The sequence below is a fragment of the Nostoc punctiforme PCC 73102 genome, assembly GCF_000020025.1.
Lineage (GTDB): Bacteria > Cyanobacteriota > Cyanobacteriia > Cyanobacteriales > Nostocaceae > Nostoc > Nostoc punctiforme.
On sequence record NC_010628.1, the window covers coordinates 6,181,208 to 6,198,249 of the forward strand.

A 17,042-nucleotide genomic window follows, 5' to 3' on the forward strand; every position below is an offset into this window, starting at 1 on the left:
CTGGCTTTTAAGCTAGTAGTCAGTCAATTACAGCGATTCAAAAGTAACATCCTCATAGAAATCTGCAACAGCACACCGAAAATCCACACTTGCCAGATGAATTATATCTTCTTTTCCATAAGGATAAAGTACCCATTGGCTCTCTGGGTTACGGCGAAAACACTCAACATTTAATCGAGTTTGACTTATAAGTACATATTCCTGAAGTGATTCCATCTGTCGGTAGTCAGCAAATTTATCACCTCGGTCAAAGGCTTCTGTTGTCGGAGATAGTACTTCTACAATTAAGCAGGGATAACGCAGAAAGTTGTTAAAAGCTCTATCTCGTTGGTCACAACTTACTGTAACATCGGGATAGTAATAGACATTAATCGACTCAATATGTACTTTAGTGTCTGAGATATAAGCCTGACAACCACTCCCGCGCAAATGATTTCTTAGCATTGAAGCAATATTAAGAGAAATAATGACATGAGCATTACTTGCTCCTGCCATTGCATAAACCTGTCCCTGTCTATATTCATGCTTTATAGGACTAGTTTCTTCTCCTTTGAGATAATCTTCTGGAGAAATATAGCTAGAATTTGGAGTTGCAACCATCTGTAATGACCTTGTGTGATGTCTTATATCTAGTTTAAAAGAAGCTTGACGGCTAAATTATTAAGCCAGAGTTGTCAGAAATTGCTAGTGTATCCATATATTTGCATAACTTATTTTAGGAAGCTTTAGGAGAAATTAACAAAATTTAAGTTGCATAATCAGGGCGGGCAGGATGCCCACCCCACAAGATATTGAGAAAATTTTAATATGCAAATTAGATGTTTTTTAAGTAGGTTGGCGCAATTAAAGCTAATTGGCAAGGGCTGTCATTTGTCCTTTGTCATTGGTCATTAGGAATTTAAGACTATTTACGTTCCGTAACATAATTTGGTTTATTTCTACCAACTTACTTAGTTTAATAGGTAATTGGTAATTGGAGGAAAGCTATACCAATTACCCATCATTTATTACCGACTTTCTGCCTGAGTTGACACTGTTAATACTTGCGGTGGTGTGGCATCTGGTGGATAGAGAAAGTCTACTTCTACTAATGAGCGATCGCCAGCTTTCATATTTAATGAAACTAAGGGTTCTCCTGGTTGACCTCTCTTTTGTACTAAATGCACAAACTGAGTTTGCGGCTGATTTTGCTCATCTTTGTAACGTACCCGCACTGTCCCTCGGAAGAATACTTCACGGGCTGGTGTACTCAGAAAGCGTAACCCTGGTTTGACTAACTGATTCTCCTTCAGTGGGGTTTGTATGGACACACTGACAGTTTGAGGACTTTGAGTATTGTTGTATAACGGCAACTTGAGATTATATTGAATTCCATAGTTGCCATGAGCGCGATATGCGGTGTCAGGATAGCGCACCAGCATAGTAGCACTTTGAATTTGACCAGTTCCTAATGTACCGCCATGCAGGGTACTCAGGGCGTAGGAAAACACTTGACCAGGCTGGGGAATAGTTAGATACCTAGCTTTAGGATTGTCTACTAATAAGGCTCTCCATCGTGAACCACTGGCCACTCCAGCAACACGCCCATAAATTCTTGGCTTGCCAGTTTCCTCTAGGGGAGTGGGCGCTTTATCCCGTGACCCAGCCAAATCACCATTATCTAGTAAATTCTGCCACTCTTCTAAAGTAGGCGATCGCTCACTGCCATCAGGATTCACCCGTGCAAACATCGCTAGGCTAGCTGCATAGACGGTGCCATTACTTTGCAATCGGATCAATGTCGAACGACCATTCAGAGGTGGTGTCAATCCCTGCACAGGAATTGGTAAATTTAGTAACATCCGACTTTGCTTTGCTGGAATCTCAATTTGGGCAGGGAAAATCTCTTGTCGTCGTCCCCGCAGTACATCAGACATGACGCGATCGCCTGGGCCAGCAAAAATTGTCCCTAAAGGATTTTGGCTAAAAGATGGTAATTGAATAAATGGTGCATCCGGTTGACTCAAATAACTCGCCGCTTGCCAAATATTCACCTTTACTGCTTCCGAACTAGGGTTGTGCAAAATTATCCCTAAATAGAGCGAGCGCAAATTCTCTGATGGTTCAGCCCTAGCAACGTGATGGGCAAAAATATCAAATCGTCCCCGAAAGGGAAAATTCAGATGCGCTGTTGGCACTTTTTTGCCATCTGGTGGAAAAGTGGAGAGTAAAATTCCTTCTTGCAACACCAATTCTGGACTATTACTGTTAAAAGTTGGCACTGTATCCAATTGACCTGGTAAAGGACGTACTTCTTGTGTTTGTACGACTTCTTCAGGTGGTGGTGTCGCAGGAGTTGATTGAGCAATTGGGAAAATTAGTAACAATGGCAACATATACTTAGATATTTCTTTCACCATACAGACATTAACAAATTGATGAAAGTGCCAGTTTGTTAATAATTAATACGAAATCTGCAAGAATTTCCATCAATTTTTTTTGATTTAGAACCGGAATGTGAGTAAAAAGACAACGGATCGTAAGTTGATTTTGGTCTAAGTAGTCCAAGCCTAAATAGTAAAAACAAATTGACCACAGTCGTGGCTAATCTGAATTGATGCTTCTTTCGCCACTAATTTTTCTATATCAACTCCTAATTTCTCCACAGCTAGCAAATGCTTCCACACTTAATTGTGTAAGGATTGCAGCCTGCTCACAACAGATGATGTCTTCAGGTTGAATTGCATTGATTTTTTCCATTACCTGAGTATTGGCAAGTTGGACATCTACGGGTAACTGGCGTAAAAAACTCAAGTCATCTGGTATCAGATCGAGTTTGGTAACTTCAAGTAATAAATCATCAGAAGAATTTTGACTGTCGATCTTTTAGGCAAATGTCAAAAGAAGTTAATAGAATTCTTTTCTTCATAACAAATATTATTTAGAATAGAAAAACCCTCCATTAATCAATTTACAAGGAGCAGGTAAATGCCAGTAATTGCGGTCGTAGACTACGAGATGGGAAATTTGCACTCAGTCTGTAAAGGGTTGGAAAAAGCTGGGGCAACTCCTAATGTTACTTATTCTCCAAAGGAATTAGAGCAGGCAGATGCAATAGTTCTGCCAGGAGTGGGAGCATTTGATCCAGCAGTACAACACCTGCGAGCGCGTGGTTTGGAACAACCTATTAAAGATGCGATCGCATCTGGTAAACCTTTTTTGGGAATTTGTTTAGGATTGCAAATTCTCTTTGAATCAAGTGCAGAAGGTACCCAACCAGGACTAGGAATTATCAAAGGAAAAGTGCGCCGATTTCGTCCAGAACCTGACATCACTATTCCTCACATGGGTTGGAATCAGCTGGAAATGACTCAGGCAAAAAGTATTTTGTGGGAGCATTTGCCGTCCGATCCTTGGGTATATTTTGTCCATTCTTACTATGTTGACCCAATAGACCCGCTAATCCGTGCAGCAACCATCACCCACGGTACTCAAACCGTCACAGCTGCGATCGCTCACGAAAATCTGATGGCAGTTCAATTTCACCCCGAAAAATCATCTAATATTGGATTGCAAATCTTGTCTAATTTTGTTGCTCAAGTCCGTGAAAAAATTCCTGCCTAATCTATTTTTGTCATTTGTTCTTTGTCCTTTGTCTAAAATTAATGACCAATGACTAATGACTAATGACCAATGACTAATAACCAATGAGCCTGAGAATTTACGGTAATCGCCAGCTAAAAACTTTACCAGGAAAAGAAACTAGACCTACCAGTGCGCGGGTAAGAGAGGCAGTCTTTAATATTTGGCAGGGAGAAATTGCAGGTTGTCGCTGGCTAGATTTGTGCGCCGGTACTGGTTCAATGGGCGCAGAGGCTTTGTGTAGAGGAGCTAGCCTAGCAGTGGGAATTGAACAATCCAGCCGAGCCTGTGCCACCATCCAACAAAATTGGCAGCAGGTAGCTAATGCCGACGAGCAAGAATTTCGGGTATTGCGGGGAGATATTACGCAGCAGTTAAAGACTTTATCAGGCAAGCAATTCGATAGAATTTACTTTGATCCACCTTATGCCAGTGGATTGTTCCAACCAGTATTAGAAGCGATCGCTCACTATCAACTTTTAGATCCTAGTGGCGAAATCGCAGTTGAACACGCCTCACAAGGTTGGACACCGCCAGAGATTCCCTCTTGGGAAATTTGCCGCGAGAAGGTTTACGGCAACACATCACTTACTTTCTACAGAATTGTGCAATGAGACGATAAGGAAGTGGAAAAGATAAGGGAGAGAGGGGAGAAAAATTGCTTCTTTGTCCTCCATAGTCCCCTTGTCTCCCCTACTCAGCACGGGCTAAATGCCCCGCTACAGCTAACAAAACTCAACCGCCCAACTGATTGGGGCGCTTGTATTGCTTATAGGCAGCGTAAAACAGTCCGGCGAGGGTGACGAAAACTAGACCAAGGACAATACCTGATAGCAGGGGTTCAACCACTGGAAATCTCCTCTTTGTAATGATTAAATATTCGTTGCCTGTTTTTGATTTTACCAAATTTAGTATGAATCCTGCGTCCTATAGACTTTTTGAAGAGCAACTGCTCAGAAAAAAATAGTCTTCTGTGCTTGCAGACACGATCAAGAACTTTTAAGCTATGTGTAGGAAAAGAAAACTTTTTAGCACACCTAGACTTTCACCGCAAACCTTTTGGATAACCAGATTACCAAACCTGAAATTTTGATTCAGCGCATCGTTTTATTGACGCTGGCCATACTGCTATCAGTCCCTTTGGGCTTTTTTGGTATTCAGTTGGTTCAAGCCTCCGATCCTTATGTCAAGAGTGTTTTATCTCTAACAGGAAACCCAGTTCAAGGACACGCGATCTTTCAAATTAACTGTGCTGGTTGTCATGGTTTGGAAGCAGACGGGCGAGTAGGGCCAAGTTTGCAAGCTGTTTCCAAGCATAAGTCTCAATATGGATTGATTCACCAGGTAATCAGTGGTGAAACCCCGCCAATGCCAAAATTCCAGCCTAGCACCCAAGAAATGGCCGATCTTTTGAGCTATTTAGAGTCGTTGTAGACGTTAAATTTTTCGGGTTGCGGGATACGTACAGCAGATTTCAAGTTGGGTATTGTATACAAGCTAAGTTTCAAAGCCAGGAATAAAGCGTGTTTTACTTCCGTTAGCGTAGCCCATTCTGAATTATGACTCTTAAATTCTGTTGTAAATCCCTTATGGAAAAAGGCAATACATCAAAATGTTACCTTTTTCGATCTTAGAACTTACGCAAAACAACACGTGGTAGGGGCAATACCCTGCGGGAAGCCTCTTCTCTTCTCTACGAGACGCTCCGCGAATGCATCTACATGAATTGCCCCTACCGGAGAATAAAGATTTGGGCTATTTTTTGCGTAAGTCCTGGATCTCAGAAAACTTGTAAGTAGGAAGGCTAAATTAAAGCTTACCTAGATTGGTGGGTTTCGACTCCGCTTAACCCTCGTCTTCTCAGAAATCAGAGCATTGAGCGTCTCGCAGAGAAGTCGAAATGCGTCTTACAAATAATTGCAACTTCCTACTTAACAAATGTTATCGATCTATATTTCCAGAAGCGATCGCATCTAATTTCTTAGGATCGAGTATGATAATCGTCCCACCACGACGATAGCCAATTACTGACTTGAGACTTTTAATTAACCGCACACATTCTTCGTAAGTAATCCCACTGCTGCGAGCCATGCGATAATAAGACAATTTGACCTTTAAACACTCGCCTTGTGGACTTAATTCAGTTCCTGATTCGGCAGCAAAATATTGAATTAATTTGGCAAGGCGAACAATAGCTCTTTCAGAAACTAATCCGTGGACTGTCTCATGTAATTGCTGAATCCGACTGTTAAACACCATCAGCATTCGTAATGCAATTTCAGGGTTTTGTCCAATAGCTTTTAATAAAGCATCTCTCTCTATAGTGATAATTTCACAATCAGATTCAGCAGTTACGGTTGCTGGGGAAATTCCATTGCCTAATAAAGCAGGAGCCGCAAAAATTTCCCCAGCCGCTAAGATGCGGAGAATCGTTTCTTTCCCCGTCATTGCTATTTTGGTAACTTGAATTTCTCCACTGGCAACAGCATAGAGTTTTGTTGGTAAGACATCACCCTCATGGAGAATAATCTCTCCTTTGCGATGGCGTTGCACCTGAGTGTAAGGTTGCAAATTTACTTTGTCTGCTGTTTCTAAACCTGCAAACACAGTAATTTGCGAAAGTTGTTCCAGGGATGCCTGCATGATTAGCCTGATATCGCAAAGGCTGGACGATGATGAATCCAAGGGTTAGCTGCTTCTAATTGTGCTGCTAGGTTGATGAGGGTAGCTTCAGCCGCAGGTTTACCAATTAGTTGCACACTTATGGGTAAACCCTTACTATCAAAACCTACAGGAATTGCGATCGCAGGTTGTCCAGTTGCATTCGCAGGCGGACAAGGGGCAATCCACTCAATAATATTTTGGAATGTCTCTTCTGGACTCAGCGAAGCCCATTCTCCAACGCGGATAGGTGAATGGAGATAAACTGGCAATACCAGCACATCCACGGTATCGAAAAACGCCACAATTTGCCGCGCCACAACTTGCATTTGAGAAACCGCTTGGAGGTATTGGGCAACAGAACCTGTACGTGCAAATAGCCAACGATTTAATGGCTGCAACGCTTCAACAGGAAGCCCTGACGCAGCTACTCCAGCTTGCCAAACGATTTGAAATGGTTCAACTAAACCGCTAAAATCAGGGGATCTCTGTTCAACGTGGTGGCCGAGTTGTTCTAATAACTGGACTGTTTGACGGACACCTTGCTGACAGTTGGCATCAGCTTCTCCCAAAGGAGAAATATTAGTATCAAAGGCAATTCGCAAAGCACCCAATTTTGTCTGAGTGGCAGCGAGAAATGATGGTTCGGGATCTGGCAACCAGTAAGGATCGCCTGTGACATAGCCAGATATAGTATCCAATACGGCAGCAGCATCAGCCACAGTCCGGGCAATGGGGCCGTTGACGGCAATTCCAGCGAGGCGTTCGCCTACGGGTGCTTTACTCACTCTACCCCTGGATGGTTTGAGTCCCACCAAACCACAACAAGCCGCAGGGCCACGAATTGAACCACCGCCATCAGAACCTTGAGCGATCGCACATAATCCTGCTGCTACTGCTGCCGCTGCGCCACCACTGGAACCGCCAGGGGTGTATTCTAAATTCCACGGATTTCTCGCCGGAGGAAAAGCCGTAGGTTCACTGTATGGAAATGAACCTAATTCAGAAGTGGCTGTTTTACCAAGAATAGTAAACCCAGCTTGCTTAATCCGCGTTACAACACCATCATCATAGTTAGGGATATTGTTGAGTAATGCTGGATTTCCATAAGTACAGGTAACATCAGCCACAGCATTGAGGTCTTTAATGGAAATTGGCACACCAAAAAATGGCGGTAGTTCTGAGGTAGTTGTCAATAATTCTGTTTTGGCTTTGGCATCTGCGATCGCTAGTTCTGCCGTCACCGTAAAATAACTTCCTAATTGGGGATTTAATTGCTCAATCCGTTCTAAATATATTTCTACCAACTCTAGGGGGGATACTTCCCGGCGACGAATTAATTGCGCCAACTCTAGTGCTGGGGTAAATGCTAAATCAACTTCATTCATAGGTTAGTGAATGGGTAATTTTGTCTTTCTCTGGGATTTTTAAACTGAAATTGTTACTTTACCAGGATTTACGGGAATTATACATTTTATAGATCCTAAGATTTGTCACTCAACTAGAATGCTTAGTTTAGATGTGTGGTTATGTTCTTACTCCAGCTATTTTAATTGTTTCGCATAAACTTTCGACAAATCCCTAAGAGGTATTTATGGCTAACCTAGAAATACTTGTTAGCGAATTGCCAACACTAATTCAGAATCTAAAACTGACTATTGGCGATTCTAATAAAATCATGGAACAAATTATCTCAATCAATAATGCTCAAGAACAACTACGAAATATTAAAAAATTAATTGCTCAGGAATTGAGATTGGAGAGCGTCAAAAATTCTGCGATCGCTACACTTCCTCGAATAGATACTGTAGCTAGTTTGTTTCTACCTAGTGTTGGATTAGTAGATCCAGCGATCGCAGAAAAATTTGGACATTCAAAAACTAAAATCTCATTAACTGATTTACAATCCAAAATCGATGACTGGATAGAATGGGGTTATTTTTTGCAAGCAATAGCTGCTGATATTCTCAGTGATGATAGTTTAGTCAATCAATTAAATTCTAATATTAATCATCTCAGCTTGTTTGCAAAATTTCAGGTAATTTCTGAAAATTTAAAAATTAACTTAGTCTTTGAAAAATCTCATATTTTAGAAAACCAAATTCAAAAAATTAATAATTACCAAAATGAATTATTACAATTAAAACAGAAGTTAAATTATGTTTTTAATACTATTAAAAATAGTCGTAGCTTATTAAATATTTTACTAGGAGTGTCTGCTTTTTGTGGAAAATCTGGCTTTGCCTTAGAATGGTTAGATGATGACCACGAATTAATTATATCCAGTGACAGTAAATTTCAAGAATTGACCGATATTCTTAATGATTGCGATTGTCTTCAAGAACAAATTGCTGTTTTAATTATTCAGGGTGACACTTTAAGGGAACAGGCAGAACAAGCCCTCAAAAAGATAGAACAAGAAAATCATAATAAAGCAACTATTAGCCAGCATGTAAAAATATTACCAAAGTTTTTGACACCCAAGATAGTACGTTCGGTTTTGATCGTAGTCTCAAGTTTAGTAGTCTTGGGTTTTGGTAGCTGGAAAATTAAAGAACAAAGTCTCCAATGGCAGCAGATGAATCTAAGTTTAACTCAAGAAGCAAGTGCGAATGCTAAGTTTAAATCTGCTCAAAAATTCGGTATGGAGGCTGCTTCTCTAGTTCAAAAACCACCACATCCTCTAAAAGTCTGGCAACAAGCAGAAACTAAATGGCATCAGGCAATAATCTTATTAGATAGTATTTCTCATAAAACATCCGTTTATGACAGGGCAAAGAAGAAATTAGCTTACTATCAGATTAACTATAAATCTATTAGTCAAAGAATCTTAGTAGAAAAGAAAGCTTTAGCAAACTTAGAATCAGCCCAAAAACTAGCAATAGAAGCTAATTTTTTTGCAAATAGTTCACCTTATTCGCTACTATTTCGGCAACAAGCACAATATAAATGGGTGCAAGCAATCAATTTATTACAAGCTATTCCAGAGAGTACATCTGTCTCTGTACAAGCGAAAGAAATGCTTACTATGTATAAAAATAATTATGCCGCTATCAGTCAAATATAGCAGTCCTAACTAAATAATTCGTAGAGAATTAGATACCGCAAGTTTTCACAAATGAGATAGTATTGTTATATGTCAATACAGTTGAGTTAAAAAGAATAGTAGTATATCAACCTTAAAATATTGGGTTCAAAAAATCTAGCAAGTCACAAACAAAACTATTTTATGATTACTCAACCAAACTTACGCCAGTTTTAGTTTTTACCCTTAACCTAAGCGTATTGTGTTATGTGTTGGTTCTCGTTCAGATAAGATATATTCTTAAAAACCAATACAGTTCAGATAAGACCAAAACACTTGTAGAGACGGCAATTTATCGCGTCTAAAAACCCACGATTTTGTACAATTAGCTTAACTGAACTGTATTGGGTTATAACCTACTTTCTTTTTGACTAATGTTTGCGTAAATCCTATATGTGAGAACAACCTAGCTTAAAAAAATAAAGAGGCAAATCGCCATCTTGTGACGCATTACCTCTCTTAACAACAGATAATTACAACTAACAATTACACCTTAGAACGGTCAGTCAAAATCTCATAACCCGTGTCTGTAACTAACACTGTATGCTCAAACTGAGCCGATAAAGAATTATCCACGGTGACTGCTGTCCAACGGTCAGATAATGTCCGGGTGTGTCTAGAACCCGCATTTAAAATTGGCTCAATTGCTAGCGTCATCCCCGCACGGAGTTTAACATTTGGCATCTCGCGGGTACGATAGTTGAAAACTGAAGGTTCTTCGTGCAAGTTACGACCAACGCCGTGTCCAGTGAACTCTTCAACTATACTAAAGCCGTTAGCTTTCACATGGTCTTCAATTGCTCCAGCTAAGTCAAGCAGGTATACACCAGCCTTTACTTGTTCAATGCCCTTAAATAAAGCTTCTTCTGCTACGCGAATTAATTTAGCAGCTTCTTCTGTCACTTCACCGACAGCAATTGAAATGCAAGAATCACCATGAAAGCCTTGGTAATAAGCGCCAGTATCTACTTTTAATACATCCCCTACGCGAATCACTTTTTTAGGGCTAGGAATGCCATGCACTGCTTCATTATTAATGCTGGAGCAGATAGAACCAGGAAAACCGTGATATCCTTTAAAACTCGGTGTTGCACCCATTTCGCGGATGCGTTTTTCTGCGTGAGCGTCCAAATCAGCCGTCGTCATTCCTGGCTTTACTAACTCGGAAATCTCTTTTAAGACAGTTGCCACAATTGCCGATGATTTCCGCATGATTTCAATTTCACGCGGCGATTTAATTTCAATTCCTCGGCGTTGTTTTTTCGCAGGTGTAGGCTGAGTCGCTTGAGAAAGTAAGTTACTGAAAATGTTCATGGGAAATTAATAATTACTGGTGGCTTTGCCGATGAAGTATGAATGCTTTCTCTAGATTACTTGAGAAATAATATCTATAATTTAAGCTATTTCAATCCCTGATAAGGATTATTGCAGTTTAGTCACTAATGTATACATAATAACATATTCACTTACTCTTAATATTTTAGACTTCAAACAAAATCGCCCTAACTTATTTTTGCTCCTCACTATAGGATTTAGCTCAATTATCTTTAATTGAAACACTAGATGGCTATTAAATACTGAGTCGAATAATTTTTAATTACTAATGGCAATTTCTCCAGTCATACCTGCTTCTGTATGTCCTGGTATTGAACAACGTAAGCCATAAGTTCCAGATTTTAAGGGCACAAATACCCATTCTGCCTCAGCACCTGGCTTGAGTTCCAGTTCGTGAATAGCTCCTTTAATTTCTACTTTGCCTGCTTGGACTTTTTGTGTCCAGATGCCATCGGCAAAGTCTTTAGCAGTAAAATAATGCTTCAGTTGGCTGGGATTGGTAAGCCGGAGTTGATAGCGTTTGCCAGCCTCAAATTCTAGATGATTTGGCTCAAATTTGAGTTCGTTAGCCAAATTACCCAAGCTAATTGTAATTTCTGTAGCTGGTTGCTTAAGCAAATCACCAGACAAGTTTGCCGCCATTGCTGGAGTCGCAGCGATGAAATTTAAACTTAGGAGCAACGCTAATATTACGTACTTCTGCCGTAATATTTGCAGCCAAGCAATATTTGGAAAAGTCAGAGATGTAATTACAATTTGGTATAAATGGTTGTAAATTTTCATTGGTAGTTCTCAAAAGGCAATGCTGATGATCAGGAACAATTTATAGGTAGCGGGAAAAACCGCTTTACCTATTCTTTATTATCCATGCCCAGCGCCCATCTCTACCTAATGCTTTTCTCTGCTAACACAGATGGCCCAGCAGTAACGACTACGATTTGATCTGGGTGGAGTAATTCACGAGCCGCTTGATTAACTTGCTCAAAGGTGACTTTCTGGAGTTTGTCAGTAAAGGTGTGCAATTCTACTTTATCTAGTCCATACACCTCATTCATCAGAATTCTGTCTGTTAATTCTTCTGGGTTTGCCAGGGAAACGTTGTAGTTGCTGATGAGGGTGCGTTTAGCTGTTTCTACTTCTAGTGCGGTGACACCTTGTTGATGGATTTGCTGTAGTATTTGGCGAGTACTAGCGATCGCTTGACTAGTATCTTCTGGACTAGTTTGCATTTCTATCAAAAATGTGCCTGTACTCTTCCCAGCTTGGAAGTAGCTATAAATTCCATAGCTCAAACCTTGGCGATCGCGTACTTCTGCACCCAGTCTACTAGATAAAGTATCGCCTCCCAAAATCTGGTTTAATACTAAGGCTGCGTGAAACCGAGGATCGTAACGCTTAATACCTGTGTAACCCATATATGTCACAGCTTGGGCTTTACCTGGTAAAACTGTGTTGACACTCACTATTCTCTCCGGCATTGATACTGGAGGATATTTTAATGTGGGTGCTTGGCCGCTAACTTCCCAGTTACCAAACTCATTTTGAATGAGCGATCGCACTTTGTCTAGATCAAAATCTCCCACCAGCGCCAATACTGTCGTGTCTGGACGATAATGTTTAGCTTTGAAATCGATCGCATCCTGGCGTTGAATCTGCTGTAAACTCTCCTCTGTGGGAAAAGTATGTAGAGGATGTTTTTTCGGGTAAATTGACTGCACAAATATTCTTCTGGCTACTTCTGCTGGCTCATCTAATTCCAGTTGCAGATCGGTTAAAATTTGTTGGCGATGTAATTCCAATTCTTGTGCGGGAAAGGTACTATTTTTAAGAACATCTGCCAATATCTCCAAAATTATTGGCAAATCCCCTGCTAAACTATCACCCTCGATATGTACACCTTCACGATGTACTTCAAAGTTTAGACTCGCCCCTCGTTCTGCCAATATTTTGGCAATATTTAAGACATCTTTGCTCTTAGTACCATTTAGCAAATTATCTGCCACAAAAGCAGCCAATCCGGCTCGATCGTCTGGATCAAATTCTGTACCGGCTTGAATGTAGCCGCTTAGAGTAACGGTGGGAGTACTATTATCGGGTAACAGTAATATCCGCAGTCCGTTGGTAAGTTTAAATTTTTGTGGTAAAACTTGAGCAATCGCATCTGTAGCCAAATCCACAGGTGGTAAGTATTTCACTACCTCAGAAGGAAGCACAGGCACGCCAGGAGAGAAATTTTCTGTAGTTTGGGCTGAGTCTGGTTTATCGCCAACCCCTGCTATCTGCTTTTGAGTTGGTTCAAAAAAGCCTACTCTTCGGGCTTTTTTTGTGAGGTATTTGTTAATCACAGCGACAACATCCGTCGGCTTCACCAGACGAACAGCAGCCAAATAGCGGTCAGTATAGCGATAATCACCAACAGTTGTCTCATCATTGCCCAATCGCATTGCTTGAGAGGTGATATCACGGTTACTCAAAATCACATCTGCTGTTAATTGGGTTTTGGCTCGTTCTACTTCCTCAGTTGTCACGCCTTTTTCTGCTACATTTGCGATCGCGCGACTCAACACTGAGTCAATTTTTTTCAAATCTTTTTTAGATCCAGCCGTCACCAAAATCTCATACCAGCCAGATTCTCGCAAACTGGTAACAGATGCTGTAACTTCACTAGCTAAACCTGATTCCACCAATGCTTGATAAAGTCTAGAATTCCGTCCTTCTGTAAAAATGTAATCCATCACATCCAACGCCGGCACATCTGGTTGATTTGCATCTGGTAGCGGATAAACAACTTGTAATAGTCGCCCTGCTCCCGGTTCTCGCAACACTATAGGAGATGAAGAAGATGACGAAGAAATAACTCCTACCTCCTGCCCCCTGCCTTCTGCCCCCTGCCTCCTACCTTCTGCCGACGCTCGCGGACTCGCTACCGCTTCGCTATCCTGCCTTCTGCCTTCTACCTCCTGCCTCCTGCCCCCTGCCCCCTGCCTTTTTGGTAATTTGCCAAACACCTCTTTAATTATTTCGAGGGTATTCGCGGTTTGAAAATCTCCAACAATCACTAAGACAGCATTATCGGGACTGTAAAAATTACGGTAATATTTCTGTACTTGCTCAACTTCAAATTTTTCGACATCAGCTTTGGTACCACCTACAGGCAAACCATAAGCATGATTAGGAAACACTGCCTGCATAACGGCGCGGTTGAGGCGATATTCTGGACTATTTTCGTAACCTTGTAACTCAGAAATTACTACTCTTTTTTCACTCGCTAGTTGTTCTGGCTCAATCTGAGAATTTTGCATTCTATCTGCTTCCAGCACTAAGAGCGCTTTTAGCTTGTTGCGCTCCACAGTACCGTAATATGCAGTTTGGTCATAGCTGGTGAAAGCATTGGAATCACTACCTAAAGCACTAAACAAACGCCCAAATTGAATCGGACGATTTTTCGTGCCTTTAAACATCAGGTGTTCCAATTGGTGGGCAATGCCATTCACCCCTGGTTCTTCGTTGCGTGAGCCAACCTTGTACCACACCTGCACCGTCACCACTGGCGCAGTATGCACTTCCTTTGTTAGGACAGTTAGACCATTCTCCAGCACTGTCTTACGGACGTTTTCTGTCAGTGTTGAGGGCATTATTCTTTTTACTAGCAAGGTTGACTGGGATTTTTCTTTGTTAGATATGGCTGTATGTTGGCTATTCGCAGGTTGATCGCTCAACAAAAAAACCGCTACTAGCCATAAGCTTAAAATTAATAACGGCAAGGAGTATTTATAAAATCTAGACAAACCATACATCTACTTAGGAAATATATCTGTAAATTAATTTACATAATTATTTTGGTCAGTGACCAGAGTTTAATGTGGCAAAAAAATCTGTTACCTCGGCAACAATACAGAAAAACAATATATTAGCAATAAAGGTAATAAAAAAGCTAAATTATGGCAGTTTTGCTAAAACTCGAATGAATTCCAGAGGTAAACCATCTGTATCGGCGATGAAAGCCACTTCGTAAATGCGATCGCCTATTTGCTGTTGTGTCGGTTCTAAAAGTACCTTCAATGGTTGTAATTCTTCGGTTTGACTCTCAGCCACCGCAATTAACATACGTTCTTGTAAATTTGTCAACCAGCTAGGTAAATCTGGTGTAATCTCAGTTAAATCGAACGAGAGGTGATAATACCCGACATAATGCTCGTCAGCAAAGGCATCTGGGGCTGGCTTTGGTTCGGGAATTTGGATCAGTTCAATTCTGCCACCCAATCCTTCCATCCAGCAAGCTAGCGTGTAGCCTGTAGTAAAGCGTTCCGAAATTGTAAATCCTAAATGTTCGTAGAAAGCGATCGCCCGATGAATATTCGCAGTCCGAATAGAAGCGTGGTGCATATTAATCCTTAGTCCTTAGCCCTTAGTCATTTGTCTTTTGTTATTCACTAATGACAAATGACCAATGACTAATGACCATTACTCAAACAACCTGAAATAAGGGTAGCGTACAGGGACACCAGGCTCTTTTTCCAAGTCAAAATTAATCACTTCCCAACAGGGATCTTCTGAGGTATCGGGGCTAAACTCTACGGGTAAGCCGTATAGCCGAGCAGCGGTAACTTCTGGTTGTCCAGAACGCCAAGGTGTACTGCGTTCTAAATAGCCACTCATCAATTCCTGATAGCGGCGAGCAATAATCACTTTTGTGGCTCGATAACCTTGGGTATAGAGCTTATCTAATGCTTCGTGAATTTCAAACCGAATACCATCAGGATGAGTATGCTGCCTATACCATTCATTATTCCACCTCCGCCAATGACGGCCTGATTGCAAATGGATTAACTCTCCATTTTGAGGATTAGCTTCAAAAGCGCCATGACGCGGACACAAATAGGTATCTGTTAATGTCAGCGCCGGAATAGTCTGGCGACAATGGGGACACTGTATTTCCGGCCCAAACATCGGGTACTGAAAGCCTGGATTCATCATGAAGTGCGTACAAACATAATTTTGTCTTCACCAGCACTAGTGGATTGGATTATACACTTCGGCTCTACCACTTTGGGTTACTTGTTGACTGCTGCACAGACATAGAGTTGTAGCAGTAACATTGTTTACTAGTGTTTTCCTCAGCGTAGAGGCTTGACGCTGTGATATCCTGGTCGTGCAACCAGCCTCAAAGGTTGGAGTTTCTCCAGTGTTCCTTGGTACCATTATTCATATTCTATCGTGTCTACCGCTTCTTACTGGACATCTCCTGATTTTTCTCAAGCTGCCTTCATCGCAGCCAATGCTGTTGTTATGGGTTCAGTAAATATAGCAGCAGGGGTGAGCATTTGGTATGGAGCAGTAGTTAGAGCAGATGTAGAACGGATTGAAATTGGTGAATGCACAAATATTCAAGATGGTGCAATTCTACATGGCGATCCTGGTTTTCCGACAATTTTAGAAGATCATGTTACCGTAGGGCATCGCGCTGTGGTACATTCCGCTTACATTGAGCGTGGAAGTTTGATTGGCATTGGCGCGGTTATTTTAGACGGGGTACGAGTGGGCGCTGGTAGCATTATTGGTGCTGGCGCAGTCGTAACTAAAAATATACCGCCTTTGTCACTAGTTGTAGGTGTTCCAGGCAAAGTGTTACGACAATTAACAGAGGCTGAAGCCGCAGAACTAATTGAACACGCTAAACGTTACCAAAAGTTAGCTTTAGTTCATGCTGGGAAAGGTACTGATATTGGCTTTAGTAAGTCTTAGGGAATGGGGAATGGGGAACGGGGAATGGGGGAGGAAGGCAGGGAGCAGGGGGCAAGGGGGAGAATAAAATTAGCTCTTTCCCCTCTGCTCCCGTTCGGCTACGCTCACGGCAACCCAGGTTTGTGCCTCTCTGCTTCTTGTGCCCAATGCGCCATAATTTAAACATTCTTTACATATATATTGGGAAAAGTTACCCACTTCAGCTAAAAATAAAAATGAGAGCAGTTGACAAAACTTTAATTTCTACTTAAGAGAGGGGTTCTAGATATGGATATCGATTACCGTATAGCGATCGTTTTAGCACCAGTCGTCATTGCTGCTAGCTGGGCAGTGTTTAATATTGGCGCTGCGGCTTTAAGACAAATTCAAGGCTTTTTGGATCGGGAAGCCTAAATTCGGTTTAATATCATCACTTTGCAACCGCCTGTTTCTACTTATGGAGACAGTCGGTTTTATCACGATTAATGGTGCATTGGGCACAAGAGGCAGAGGGTAAGAGAGCAGGGAGCAGAGGCGAAAGAGCTAATTTTTATTCTGCCCCTTACCCCTTGCCCCTTACCCCTTGCCCCTTACCCCTTGTCCCCCTTGTCCCCCC

At 41.4% G+C, this 17,042-nt stretch carries 17 protein-coding genes; 6 read left to right on the top strand and 11 right to left on the bottom strand.

Features of this window, described 5'->3' with window-relative positions; translation table 11 throughout:
• Positions 1-27: 27 nt before the first annotated feature.
• The 3 genes from NPUN_RS25220 to NPUN_RS44565 form a co-directional block, all read right to left on the bottom strand.
• Positions 28-600: a Uma2 family endonuclease gene (locus NPUN_RS25220; protein ID WP_012411287.1), complete on the bottom strand. Its 573-nt coding sequence runs from the start codon at positions 598-600 to the stop codon at positions 28-30.
• Between the two features lie 407 nt (positions 601-1,007).
• Complete coding sequence (locus NPUN_RS25225; protein WP_041565610.1) at positions 1,008-2,375, bottom strand: DUF3370 domain-containing protein; 1,368 nt, start codon at positions 2,373-2,375, stop codon at positions 1,008-1,010.
• Between the two features lie 250 nt (positions 2,376-2,625).
• Positions 2,626-2,793, bottom strand: coding sequence for a hypothetical protein (locus NPUN_RS44565; protein ID WP_336884910.1), 168 nt, complete (start codon positions 2,791-2,793; stop codon positions 2,626-2,628).
• Between the two features lie 174 nt (positions 2,794-2,967).
• On the opposite strand from NPUN_RS44565, the gene hisH reads away from it, so the two are divergent.
• Both hisH and rsmD read left to right on the top strand, forming a co-directional pair.
• Entirely contained in the window at positions 2,968-3,603 is a 636-nt protein-coding gene (gene hisH / locus NPUN_RS25235) for an imidazole glycerol phosphate synthase subunit HisH (protein ID WP_012411289.1), read from the top strand.
• 83 nt (positions 3,604-3,686) lie between these two features.
• On the top strand, positions 3,687-4,235 hold the full coding sequence (gene rsmD, locus NPUN_RS25240; protein ID WP_012411290.1) for a 16S rRNA (guanine(966)-N(2))-methyltransferase RsmD: 549 nt from the start codon (positions 3,687-3,689) through the stop codon (positions 4,233-4,235).
• A 121-nt stretch (positions 4,236-4,356) separates the two neighbouring features.
• On the opposite strand, the gene petG is transcribed toward rsmD, so the two are convergent.
• Positions 4,357-4,470, bottom strand: coding sequence for a cytochrome b6-f complex subunit V (gene petG, locus NPUN_RS38385; protein WP_063721252.1), 114 nt, complete (start codon positions 4,468-4,470; stop codon positions 4,357-4,359).
• Between the two features lie 210 nt (positions 4,471-4,680).
• Here petG and NPUN_RS25245 point away from each other — a divergent pair, with 210 nt between their 5' ends.
• Entirely contained in the window at positions 4,681-5,055 is a 375-nt protein-coding gene (locus NPUN_RS25245; RefSeq protein ID WP_012411291.1) for a c-type cytochrome, read from the top strand.
• A gap of 507 nt (positions 5,056-5,562) precedes the next feature.
• Here NPUN_RS25245 and NPUN_RS25250 read toward each other — a convergent pair.
• Entirely contained in the window at positions 5,563-6,264 is a 702-nt protein-coding gene (locus tag NPUN_RS25250; RefSeq protein WP_012411292.1) for a Crp/Fnr family transcriptional regulator, read from the bottom strand.
• 2 nt (positions 6,265-6,266) lie between these two features.
• Entirely contained in the window at positions 6,267-7,670 is a 1,404-nt protein-coding gene (locus tag NPUN_RS25255) for an amidase (protein ID WP_012411293.1), read from the bottom strand.
• Positions 7,671-7,876: 206 nt separating this feature from the next.
• Between NPUN_RS25255 and NPUN_RS25260 the strand changes: the two genes are divergently transcribed.
• Entirely contained in the window at positions 7,877-9,349 is a 1,473-nt protein-coding gene (locus NPUN_RS25260) for a hypothetical protein (RefSeq protein WP_012411294.1), read from the top strand.
• A gap of 504 nt (positions 9,350-9,853) precedes the next feature.
• On the opposite strand, the gene map is transcribed toward NPUN_RS25260, so the two are convergent.
• The 5 genes from map to NPUN_RS25285 all read right to left on the bottom strand — a co-directional run bounded on the left by map (position 9,854) and on the right by NPUN_RS25285 (position 15,676).
• Positions 9,854-10,681: a type I methionyl aminopeptidase gene (gene map / locus NPUN_RS25265; protein ID WP_012411295.1), complete on the bottom strand. Its 828-nt coding sequence runs from the start codon at positions 10,679-10,681 to the stop codon at positions 9,854-9,856.
• 279 nt (positions 10,682-10,960) lie between these two features.
• Positions 10,961-11,485 (bottom strand): cupredoxin domain-containing protein, encoded by a 525-nt coding sequence (locus tag NPUN_RS25270; protein ID WP_012411296.1) that lies wholly within the window; start codon positions 11,483-11,485, stop codon positions 10,961-10,963.
• A 101-nt stretch (positions 11,486-11,586) separates the two neighbouring features.
• On the bottom strand, positions 11,587-14,499 hold the full coding sequence (locus NPUN_RS25275) for a M16 family metallopeptidase (protein ID WP_012411297.1): 2,913 nt from the start codon (positions 14,497-14,499) through the stop codon (positions 11,587-11,589).
• Positions 14,500-14,641: 142 nt separating this feature from the next.
• Entirely contained in the window at positions 14,642-15,088 is a 447-nt protein-coding gene (locus NPUN_RS25280; protein WP_012411298.1) for a VOC family protein, read from the bottom strand.
• Between the two features lie 78 nt (positions 15,089-15,166).
• Positions 15,167-15,676 (bottom strand): TIGR02652 family protein, encoded by a 510-nt coding sequence (locus NPUN_RS25285; protein ID WP_425335130.1) that lies wholly within the window; start codon positions 15,674-15,676, stop codon positions 15,167-15,169.
• Positions 15,677-15,919: 243 nt separating this feature from the next.
• Here NPUN_RS25285 and NPUN_RS25290 point away from each other — a divergent pair, with 243 nt between their 5' ends.
• Positions 15,920-16,447, top strand: coding sequence for a gamma carbonic anhydrase family protein (locus NPUN_RS25290; RefSeq protein WP_012411300.1), 528 nt, complete (start codon positions 15,920-15,922; stop codon positions 16,445-16,447).
• Between the two features lie 267 nt (positions 16,448-16,714).
• On the top strand, positions 16,715-16,840 hold the full coding sequence (locus tag NPUN_RS25295) for a photosystem II protein Y (protein WP_012411301.1): 126 nt from the start codon (positions 16,715-16,717) through the stop codon (positions 16,838-16,840).
• Positions 16,841-17,042 lie beyond the last annotated feature (202 nt).

Excerpts from the sequence above, each read along its gene's own strand:
- NPUN_RS25220 (WP_012411287.1), bottom strand. The coding sequence starts at position 600 with ATGGTTGCAACTCCAAATTCTAGCTATATTTCTCCAGAAGATTATCTC.
- NPUN_RS25225 (WP_041565610.1), bottom strand. The coding sequence starts at position 2,375 with ATGTTGCCATTGTTACTAATTTTCCCAATTGCTCAATCAACTCCTGCG.
- hisH (WP_012411289.1), top strand. The coding sequence starts at position 2,968 with ATGCCAGTAATTGCGGTCGTAGACTACGAGATGGGAAATTTGCACTCA.
- rsmD (WP_012411290.1), top strand. The coding sequence starts at position 3,687 with ATGAGCCTGAGAATTTACGGTAATCGCCAGCTAAAAACTTTACCAGGA.
- NPUN_RS25250 (WP_012411292.1), bottom strand. The coding sequence starts at position 6,264 with ATGCAGGCATCCCTGGAACAACTTTCGCAAATTACTGTGTTTGCAGGT.
- NPUN_RS25255 (WP_012411293.1), bottom strand. The coding sequence starts at position 7,670 with ATGAATGAAGTTGATTTAGCATTTACCCCAGCACTAGAGTTGGCGCAA.
- NPUN_RS25260 (WP_012411294.1), top strand. The coding sequence starts at position 7,877 with ATGGCTAACCTAGAAATACTTGTTAGCGAATTGCCAACACTAATTCAG.
- map (WP_012411295.1), bottom strand. The coding sequence starts at position 10,681 with ATGAACATTTTCAGTAACTTACTTTCTCAAGCGACTCAGCCTACACCT.
- NPUN_RS25270 (WP_012411296.1), bottom strand. The coding sequence starts at position 11,485 with ATGAAAATTTACAACCATTTATACCAAATTGTAATTACATCTCTGACT.
- NPUN_RS25275 (WP_012411297.1), bottom strand. The coding sequence starts at position 14,499 with ATGTATGGTTTGTCTAGATTTTATAAATACTCCTTGCCGTTATTAATT.
- NPUN_RS25280 (WP_012411298.1), bottom strand. The coding sequence starts at position 15,088 with ATGCACCACGCTTCTATTCGGACTGCGAATATTCATCGGGCGATCGCT.
- NPUN_RS25285 (WP_425335130.1), bottom strand. The coding sequence starts at position 15,676 with ATGAATCCAGGCTTTCAGTACCCGATGTTTGGGCCGGAAATACAGTGT.
- NPUN_RS25295 (WP_012411301.1), top strand. The coding sequence starts at position 16,715 with ATGGATATCGATTACCGTATAGCGATCGTTTTAGCACCAGTCGTCATT.